Raw genomic sequence first — 10,175 nt, 5'->3', positions numbered from 1 at the left:
GTATCAGGTGGCATAGCTACTTTGAACACACCGATTGGGAGTTTGGCGGCGGGAGCTAGCACCACGCGCGACATCACCTTTACGGTGAACGCGGGTGTGACAGGCAGCCTGACGAATACGGCTGAGATCAGCAGTGCAACGGGTGGCACGGATGTAGACAGCAGTCCAGATAACAATCCAAACAACGATGGTACGCCTAAGAACGACGTCATTAACGAAGACGGTCAAAACGGCAACGACCAAGATGATTCCGATCCCGAAGTGATCAATATTTTATGTATCAAACCGATCCTGACCACGGGTAATATTGTTTGTAGCGGCACTACCTACAGTGTGGTTTACTACAGCAGCGTTTCGAACGTAACCGCCAGTGCAGGCACAGTCAGCAACGGCATGATCACGGGCATTCCGGTAGGAACCAACGTGACTATCACCGCCACCCAATCAGCGGGTTGTGTGACAAGTCTGAGCATAGAAGGACCCGCCAGCTGTCAGACCAATCCCAACTGTACGCTTCCTATGTTGATTGTAGGTCAGCCAGCTTGTGAAGGCAACAATACCTACAGCGTGAGCTTCTACGCGAATCGTGGTACAGTAACGGTGAGTGCAGGGACGATTAGTGGCAATAGCGTGATTAATATCCCAATTAGTCAAGACTTGACGATTCGAGCTACCGACGGTACTTGTGTATCGACGAATATTGTTCCCAAGCCGGTCAATTGCAGTGATCCATGTGAGAACCCTTCTTTGAGCGTGAGCGGTCCGGTATGTGATGGCAGCAGCAGCTATCATTTAAACTACGTATTGAGTCCGGGGGCTACGTTAATGAGCAGTCATGGCACGGTCAGCAATGGGCAGGTGATAGGTCTGCCGACGGGAACAAATGTGACGTTGACGGTTAAGAAGACGGGCTGTGCCGACAAAATAATTGTTTTCCCTGCGGTATACTGCAGCACGGAGAAAGTTGATTTGGCTTTGAAAAAGCTCATCAACAAAAAACAAGCGAAAGTAGGGGATGAGGTAGAATACACCTTGAAGGTATGGAACGAATCTTCCACGCCTGCGACAGGAGTAGAAGTGAATGATACCTTGAGTGCAGGGGTAGAATACGTGAGTAGCAGTGCGACGCGAGGCAGCTACAATCCCACGACGCACCAATGGGTTATTGGCAATGTTGGGGCCAATGGCGATACGGTAACGCTGAGAATTCGGGTGAAAGTACTGCTTGGAGGCATTTGGTTCAATAAGGCCGAGATCAGCAAAACCAACGAACCTGATGAGGATTCTACGCCAGGCAATGGCACTGAAGGAGAAGACGATATCGACCGAGTATGTTTTACGGTACCAATGCAATTGTGTGTAGGAGAGAAAGTACAGGCGAGTGTACCTGCTCAGTATACAAATGTGAAATGGTTTAAAAACGGTGGAACTACCCCTATTTCGACAGGCAATACTGTATTATTGAGCGAGGTGGGTACGTACACTTATACATCAACCAGCAATACATGTCCTGCAGAGGGTTGTTGTCCGATTATCATCGAAGCGGGTACGAATTGCTGCCCTGTTGATATTTGTATTCCTTTTACCATTAACAAGAAAAGGAAATAAGTAATTAGTTGATTGTTAGACACTCCGTTCAAATGAGCGGAGTGTTTTTTTGCGCCCTCATGCTTTAGCTGAGTGATATAAGTTCCTGTATCGTAATGCTTACAAAAAAATAGCCCTCTTTGGAGGGCTATCTAACAAAGTAGGGTGATAGGGAGGTTTGATTAAAGGGATTTGGTACGGGCTTCTTTAAATTTAGTCATCTGGAATTTTTTGGGAGTAATACCAAAATGTTTCTGAAACATCTTATTGAATTTAATAGGGTGTGAATAGCCGATTCGGTCAGAAACTTGAACAACTTTCAATCCTTGTATAAGTAAACGAGCTGCATATTCCATTTTTTTTTCAGTATATAGTTGATAAAAAGGCTTTCCAAAGGCCTCTTTAAAATGGGTTTTGAATGTCCCATAGCTAATACCTAATTCATTGGCAATCGACTCTTGGGTAGGAGGTATATTCTCAATATTATTTACAATATATTTGTGATACACGGTCTCCATTATTTTCTTCATGGAAGAGTTAGGTACATATGGAAATTTATTTTCTTCATTTATAACTTGTTTATTATGAGAGGAGTAGAATTTGAAGTCTAGCTTTAGATTGACTAGATGTTGGATAAGTTCAGTGCAATTGTCGGCATTGACTTGTAAAACAATATTTATTAAATTATCCTCAGTAGAATTTTGATTCAAGTGATACAACGCGCTCATAAAAGTAGGGATTAAATTAATCTTTAATTTTTATAAATAAAGTTACCAATAATAATGCTAATAGAAACTAAAACACACCTAAAAGGTGATAAACTGCAAGAAAGGGTTATATTTTACAAAATGGTATACATTTAATTTGAAAAAAATATAATTAATGCAGGTTGTTTATTATATTTTTTAATTATTTAAAATATCTTGGTATATATTCTTAATATTAATAAGTCTGAGTCTTTGTGAGTATTTTATTTGCATTCGTGTACCTTTATTGTCGATTATACCCTCTCCTTGCAAGTAATTGAGCAGTCTTCCTCACTAAGGTATAATAAATGATGGCTTGAGAACATAGATAGTTTACCTATAATTATTATGGACTCAAGAAAAAAAAATGATCTACTTGTTACAGTACTATTAAAAAAATGTGGGATAGCCTTTTTTTTATTACTAGGGCCAGTAGTGATTGCAAACGCTCAAATAACCGGGAAAGTCTATAAAGATATCAATGCTGACGGGCTCCTAACCCAAACAAATATCTTTGAACCAGGCGTAAAGGGGGTTGAAGTAAGCATTCATTTAGGGAATACCCATTATACTACCAGTACTGACGTCAATGGTAATTATTCTTTTACGGCGATTCAGGCCCCCAAAGACAGTATCGTCAGAGTAGAGTTTTCTAAATTCCCTGCTACTTTTTCGGCGGGGTTGGCGGGGCCACAAAGTGGAACCAACGTACAGTTTGTGAAATCACCTTCAGCGGAAGTAAATTTAGGAATTATAAACGACGACGAATTTTGCCAGTCGCCTAATGAAACAAAAATTGTAACTGCTTGCTATAGCATGGGGGATCCTCTGAAAGGAGGCTCTGCTGCCGACGATCCAGCTTTGGTGGATTTTTCTTATCAAGCTCAAGGCTTAGCAGGAACTGATGATTTTTCGATGGAAAAATTGGCAAAGACCAAAGACATAGGTTCTGTGTGGGTAGCTGCATATCAGCGAGCTTCTAATTTGTTGTTGGTAGGCGCCATGACCCGTCGTCATGTGGGTTTAGGTCCTTTGGGAACGGGAGGTTTTTATACCATTGATATGAGTAATAAACAGGTTAATCCTTTTATAGATGTTAAATCTTTAGGAATAGATACAGGGCCTGATCCTCACCTTGACTCACAAACCGGAATCAATCTTTTGCCTGCCGATAAACTTGCACGTAGTCGAGATTCGTTGGCTTTTCATATGGCAGGCAAAGTAGGACTTGGCGGAACTCAGTTAGAGCAATACCAAGATAGAATGTTTTTGGTGAATCTTTATGATAAAAAACTATACTCACTAAAAGTAGGCAATCCTTTGGTGATTCCTACTGTGGCTACTGCAGATGTCAAATCATATGTCATTCCCCACCCTAATTGCTCCTCCAATGATTATGTTCCTTGGGCTTTAAAATATTACCGAGGTAAATTTTATGTGGGAGTAGTGTGTACGGCCGAAACGTCCCAAAAAAAGACTGATTTGAAGGCGGCCGTTTATGAATTTGACCCCGTACTAACCCAATTTAAAAATCTGTTTGAATTTGGCCTAGATTACCCTCGAGGCCCTATTGACAACACGCAGGGGTGTGATACTATTACATCTTGGCAGCCTTGGACGAAGGTTTTTCCGAAGCAATGTAATTATCCATTAGGAGCGGCTGATCCAGAAAATGCTTTTGCTGTACATCCTCAACCTATTTTGTCAGATATTGAGTTTGATGATGATGGCTCACTTTTATTGGCTTTTATGGATAGATTAGGACTACAGACTGGGCAAAATCAACCAGGGATTGCAAAAAATGATACCCTAAATTATTATGGATTTATGAGTGGCGATTTTCTACGCGCTCAGTTGAATCAAGACGGAAGCTTTACGCTAGAAAACAATGGTGTATCTGGCAATCTTATTGGGTGTGGAATAAATACAGGCGCTGGACCAGGAGGGGGGGAGTTTTTTTGTGAAGACTATTGGTTAAATGGACAAGAAAAAGTAGGGCATGGTGAAATCCTCAACGGAGCGATCCTCAAACTTGCTGGAGTACCAGAAGTTTTAGTATCGGCCATGGACCCACTTCATCATTACTATCTAGCTACTGGGTTTGTGACTTACAATACTCAAAATGGAAAACGAAACCGAAGTTATGCTCTTTATTCCGTCAATCCCGGGACTTTGGGTAAATCAGGTGGAATCGGAGATATAGTAGACTTATGTTCGCCAGCGCCCCTCGAAATTGGCAATCGAGTATGGCTCGATTTAAACAAAGACGGCATACAGCAACCTAATGAAAAGGGGATAGAAGGGGTAGTGTTGACTTTGCATGATATGGCTAATGCCGCAACAGAAGTGGGGAGAATCACTACAAATAGTCAAGGCTTGTATTATTTTAATGATTACAACGTCTCAAGTGGTTTGAAACGGAATCATAACTATGAAATTCGGATGTCTTTATTACAGGACACCCCTATCGAAATACAAAATCACGGTGCAGCAGCCGGTCCAATGAAAGATAATCTTTCAATCTCTCTTTTTCAAGTAGGGGGTACGACAGCAGCTATCCGAGATTCTGACGCAATCCCGCAACAAAATCAAGCTGTCATTGTATTTTCGACCAGAAATAATGCCGAAACCAATCACAATCTAGATATAGGTATCGTAATCAAGGAGTGTGCACCAGACTGTGTACCAGTCAGCATTATAAAAATTCCTTGAGATTTAGTTTTTTTTAAAAGGCTTGTGCATTTAACAATATCCCCAACTATTTGGATAACACCTTGTTATCCAAATAGTTGGGGATACTAGTATAGTTAGAAGCAAAAAAGTTATAACTAATAGGATTATTACTTTAGACTGATGAAAAGTTATTTTAATGTACCAAATTACTAAATTTAATACCAAGAACAATAATGCTCTGATAATCAATAATTTAACCCCATTTTAACTAATATTTTAGTTTGTTCAATATCTATGTTGTCGTAGATTCCTTGTTTTTTTTGTTTTAATCACTAACTACTTAAACCCTTAATCCCTTTTCACCTTAGAAGCTATGTTTTCCTCGCGCACGCAAAACACAAACTTTGTGATTATTTGTAGTGTCTTGTAACTACCTGAAAAGTACCGAATTAAAGACAAACAAAATAACTTTTTATCAGTCTAAAAAAAACTATAAAAATCCCCCAGGGTTGCTACTTAAAAAGCTCGGCTTAGTCTAAGTATTGAAAGCTAAACTCTCTGGAAAATTTAGCTTTCAATACTACGCGGGAAAGTAATTGTAAGTGTGGTTCCTTTTTGAAGTTCGCTTTCAATTAAGATAGTACCTTTATTGATTTTAACAAATCGACCTGTGATAAGCATTCCTAGTGTACGTCCAACTTGGCCTGGTACAAGCTCATCCGCTTTAGCAAGTACATATTGCAATTCTTTTACTTTTTCTCGAGCAATACCTCTACCATTGTCGGCGATTTGGAGTTGAACAGTACTCAATGAAATTTCTTTAGCTTCAATACGCAGACTCCCTTTGGGAGGAAGGTGCTTGAGTGCGTTGTCTATCAAATTTCGTACGACTAGTTCAAATCCATTACTGTCCACTAATCCGGTAAGGAGAGGAGGTACCTGATAATCGACATGTATTTGTTTCTTGGTTATTTCTTGGTCATAAAGCGCTAACACTACATCTATCTTAGATTTAAGTATCAAAGACTCAGGCTCATAGCGTCCTTCGTAGGATAGTGCCCAATGAACCATATTATCGAGCATATTTCTAATTTTATTCCCTGACTGATCTATATATACTGAGACTTGTCGAAGGGAGTCGTATCTATGAGTTTTGATATAATAATCGGCCAATTCGGCCATTTCGTAGAGCGTACTTAGGGGGCGTCGTAAGTCATGAGCAATAATGCTTAAAAAGTAATCTTTAGCTTTATTAAGCCTTTGGATTTCGGTTAGGGCTTTTTGAAGCTCTAGATTTTTACTTCTCAACTTACTTATTACTAATAATAGAATTAATAGTAACATAAGTAATAATGTAAATCCACTTATTACCCAATAAAGTACATTGTTCAAATTAATCATATTCAAATAGAATTAAATATATATAAAATATAGAATATATCTATATAAAAGAATGATTGAAGGGCAAGAAAGAGCCTTATCTTTTTGACGATTAGGTCAAAAAGATAAGGTAAACGGCATTAAGGCTTTGAGATGATTGTGAAGGATTAAAAAGCGTTTTTATGACCGTTTTCACGCCAAAAGTCTAAAAAGTCTTTTCTAAATCGACGACCAATAGGAATATCGTGCCCATATAAGTCAATAGTATTTGCTCCCATATCGACTTGATGAATAAACTTACTATTGATGATGAAAGATTTTTGCACTTGTACAAAGTATTCATCAAGGTAAGAGGACATTGTAGTTAAGGATTTTTTTATTATATACTTTTGACCAGTGGTATTGACAATGGAATAGTTTCCGTCTGATTCAATCCAAAGAACTTTGAAAAGTGGCAAGTTGAGGTGTCGGCGGTATTTATCGAGTACAGGTAAGAATCTTCCTTCATCCAAAAGAGTAACTCCTGCTCTACGAGAAACGATGCTAATAGCTGCTTTTAGGGTAAGTTTATGAAAAGGCTTTGCTACGAAAGTGGCATTGGGTAATGCTTCTGCACGAGTGTAAAGTTCATCTTCAGGAAATTCAGTAACAAAGACAATCGGAATTTTTTTGAAAGGAGTAGTAAAAAGTTCAAAAACTGTAGATTCGTTTAAAATAATATCTGCTATTATTAAATCCGGGAGTTGTCTAACCAAATGCGTTTTGGCTGTTTCATGGGAATCTGCGATTGATATTTTTGCACCTATCAACAATTGTTCTACCGTCATTTGAAGCTTAAGTTGCCAAAGCAGGTCATCTTCTATTATAAGAATATTCATAGAGGTTGTAATTTTAAAAGTAAGGTATGATAATATTTACTTCAAGTTAGATACCAATCTAGGTATTTAGTCACCAAGATTTACTATGAAGTGCGTTTAATGGTGACAAAGTGCATTAAACGTACAGATTGGTTGGTCTTTTAGGTATATCATAAAGGTATGTGCTGATTTAATACTACAGATAGGCTGATAAGGTGTACTATTCAATTCTCAAAAAAAGAGAAATATCAAAGCCAAAAACATTCTTTTATAACTATATCACCTTTCACGGTAGGTTGTCCCCTTTCGCTTTTCCAAAATTGTTTTCTACATGAGAATAGGCAGAGTATGTGTTATAGAAATGTAAAAATGTAGATAATTATGGAAAGTTTAGTGAAGGAAAATACTCATATTTTTAATGAAGAAGGGCCGATAGTATTACTCATAAAAAACCTGTCGAAACCTACCCCAATCATTCCCTCTAATAAATTTGAAGGCTTTTTAATCCATCAGCCTTTAGATACGGTTACAATATATAACACTCATAAAACCATGACCACTAAATCGCTTTTTATGAGTAAAGTTTGTGAAACCTCAAAGACTATTTTGCTGACCCCTGATAGTCAGCTTATTACTATCTATATTCCTTGGGATTGGCTACAGAATACTTTGGGGGGGTTACGTACTGCGTTGCCTTTTCATGAAACTGACATCGCGGTTTACTTAACACAGCTCATGCGTCTAAAAGGAAGGTTTATGGAGCTACTTGTTAACTACATGGAATGGGAAATAGCACTTAAACGGAAAAAGGATAGCAACGTACACGTTAAATATTTACGTTTTCTTTCTTGTTTGCTTTCTCTGTTAAATGATATTGTCAAGAGAGATATTTATTTTGAAGCTTTTCCTCCTAGATATCTTTTGGCAGATTCTCCTCCACCTAGAGTTGTTAATCCTGAAAAAACAGACACTTTCAGCCGCTATATTTCTAACCCGACATCACCGACTCCCAAACTTGAAGAGGTAGCGCAAGAGTTAGGAGTACATGTATCAACCCTCAAAAGACATTTTAAAAGTCAATACGATTGTAGTTTTTATCAAGCGCATTTAGTAGTAAAAATGCACTACGCTTTACACCTTTTGCTGAAAGGGCATAACGTTAATGAAATTTCGAAGATGATTGGATACTCTCAGCCTAATAAACTAATTTCAGTTTTCAAAAAAGTATTTGATACTACTCCTGGAAAAGTAAAAGAAAGTGGGGTAGATACCAAAAGAATACCTCCCAAATACAAAAAAATGTTTGGTATAAAGTTTACCGGTACTTCTGTATCGGGAGCAGTTGTTTTTTTTGATTAACAAGGGGAGTTTAGAAGAGAAGGGGTGTGTAGTTGAGGTGATATTTCGTATTTGTGAGAGGTTAAGAGGATTAAAACATACTTCAGTACTCCGTTAGGGGCATTGCTCCCCCCTGCCCGGCCTCTATGCTGGGGAGGGGGGAGCAATGTTTTTGAAAAAAAAACTCAAAACATGATAAAAGTCATATTTTGAAATCGTAAATTTCGTCCAACTTAGTAGATATAAAGCTACAAAACCGTTTTCTGAAAAACTCTAACATCCTACTTTATGAAAAGTACCCTACTATGGGCCATAATAATGGTCTCAACCATGCATCTCTATGCTCAAGTGCCTCCCATGGGGAAAATTTATATAACCGCTAATGTGGACAGTTTAAAATCTACCCTTCCTCTTAAAAAGGGATTGGAAAGGCTTTCAACTTTACTGAGCCTAGAAAGAAGCACACTCTTATGGAAAATAAAAGGTGATACAGTGTATTTTTCACAGATTCAAAAGGAGATTTCCCGCTATCCTGCTCTTCAAGGTCACTATCAATATTTTAAAGCTCACCAAGAAGCAAAAAAAAATAATTTCGATGATGCTTTTTTGTGTAGTAAAACTGCTTATAATTTCTATAAAACGCACAGTGATTCCATTGGGATGGTTTCAGCCTTGCTTAATATGGGAATGCTATCTCCTAGGAGTACACAGGGAGCAAATTCAACCATAACTGGGCAAGGGATATCATATTTGAAAGAAGCTATGCAAGTGTGTCAAGATGCAACCAACCCTGAATTAAAAATCCTTTATGGCTACGCTTTGGTGCGTTTTTATGGGAGAGAGTCATTTGTAAGTAAAAGTAATCAAATAATTTCGGAAATTGAAAAAGCCTTGACCATAATCAAGCAATTCCCTGAATATGAAGTCTATGCTCCATTTTTAATAAATGCCAGTGCCATTGTTTACGAAACTAATCACGATTATGCAAAGTCCGTACGAGCGATCATAGATGAAATAAATATTTATAAAAAAAATACGAGGAATGTGCCTACCCACACATTGATAAACCTAGGCTTGTATTATGAAAACCAACAAAAGTATGTGGAGGCAGAAAAAATATATCAAGAAGCCCTGAAGGAAGTACGTAAAGGAAACCTCTGGCGCATGTATATGGACATTTGCACAGGTATACACGCGTCGTTGGTAGGTCAAAAAAAATACCAAGCAGCAGCACTTTGGGCCGATAGTATTTATACCTACGCGGGAAAATTTGCCGAAGTCAATGCTGAGACAAAGCTTCAGGAAGCTACTGTTGTGTATCAAGTAGAGAAAAAAGAGGCTGCTAATAAGATTTTACAACAACAAAAGGAACTAGCTGAAACTCAAAATCAACTTTATTTGGGGTTAGGGTTTGCTCTGCTATTAGCTTTTATAGGTGTTAGTTTTTTTGGATACCGTCTACGTCAAAACAATGCTAAACTTCAGAGAGCGTATGACGAAATTCTTAAACTGAATCAAGCTCGTGATTATCTCTTTGGCGTTATTGCTCACGATTTGCGCCGCCCCTTGAGTAGCTTTCAAGATATGGCAGGGG

General features: G+C 38.3%; 7 protein-coding genes. 4 read left to right on the top strand and 3 right to left on the bottom strand.

What is annotated here, in order from left to right; genetic code table 11:
- The coding region (locus G563_RS0117625; RefSeq protein WP_028666474.1) for a DUF11 domain-containing protein at positions 1-1,608 on the top strand (1,608 nt) is incomplete at its 5' end.
- A gap of 161 nt (positions 1,609-1,769) precedes the next feature.
- Here the strand turns inward: G563_RS0117625 and G563_RS0117620 are convergent.
- Positions 1,770-2,315, bottom strand: coding sequence for a helix-turn-helix transcriptional regulator (locus tag G563_RS0117620; protein ID WP_028666473.1), 546 nt, complete (start codon positions 2,313-2,315; stop codon positions 1,770-1,772).
- 453 nt (positions 2,316-2,768) lie between these two features.
- On the opposite strand from G563_RS0117620, the gene G563_RS35135 reads away from it, so the two are divergent.
- Complete coding sequence (locus G563_RS35135) at positions 2,769-5,045, top strand: SdrD B-like domain-containing protein (protein ID WP_169579779.1); 2,277 nt, start codon at positions 2,769-2,771, stop codon at positions 5,043-5,045.
- A gap of 528 nt (positions 5,046-5,573) precedes the next feature.
- Here the strand turns inward: G563_RS35135 and G563_RS0117610 are convergent.
- Entirely contained in the window at positions 5,574-6,350 is a 777-nt protein-coding gene (locus G563_RS0117610; protein WP_169579778.1) for a sensor histidine kinase, read from the bottom strand.
- A 203-nt stretch (positions 6,351-6,553) separates the two neighbouring features.
- Entirely contained in the window at positions 6,554-7,264 is a 711-nt protein-coding gene (locus G563_RS0117605; RefSeq protein WP_028666471.1) for a LytR/AlgR family response regulator transcription factor, read from the bottom strand.
- Between the two features lie 360 nt (positions 7,265-7,624).
- On the opposite strand from G563_RS0117605, the gene G563_RS0117600 reads away from it, so the two are divergent.
- Positions 7,625-8,602: a helix-turn-helix transcriptional regulator gene (locus G563_RS0117600; RefSeq protein ID WP_028666470.1), complete on the top strand. Its 978-nt coding sequence runs from the start codon at positions 7,625-7,627 to the stop codon at positions 8,600-8,602.
- A 267-nt stretch (positions 8,603-8,869) separates the two neighbouring features.
- Positions 8,870-10,175: tetratricopeptide repeat protein (locus tag G563_RS35130; RefSeq protein WP_037327318.1), on the top strand; the 1,306-nt coding region annotated here is incomplete at its 3' end.

Origin of the sequence: Runella zeae DSM 19591, from assembly GCF_000423565.1 — a bacterium.
In the GTDB taxonomy this organism is placed as follows: Bacteria; Bacteroidota; Bacteroidia; order Cytophagales; family Spirosomataceae; genus Runella; species Runella zeae.
The sequence above is the reverse complement of the archived record's forward strand: the minus strand, read 5'-3'. Positions and strand labels throughout refer to the sequence as shown.

What these genes read in the sequence shown, in the direction of transcription:
- G563_RS0117620 (WP_028666473.1), bottom strand. Translation starts at nt 2,315, where the DNA reads ATGAGCGCGTTGTATCACTTGAATCAAAATTCTACTGAGGATAATTTA.
- G563_RS0117610 (WP_169579778.1), bottom strand. Translation starts at nt 6,350, where the DNA reads ATGTTACTATTAATTCTATTATTAGTAATAAGTAAGTTGAGAAGTAAA.
- G563_RS0117605 (WP_028666471.1), bottom strand. Translation starts at nt 7,264, where the DNA reads ATGAATATTCTTATAATAGAAGATGACCTGCTTTGGCAACTTAAGCTT.
- G563_RS0117600 (WP_028666470.1), top strand. Translation starts at nt 7,625, where the DNA reads ATGGAAAGTTTAGTGAAGGAAAATACTCATATTTTTAATGAAGAAGGG.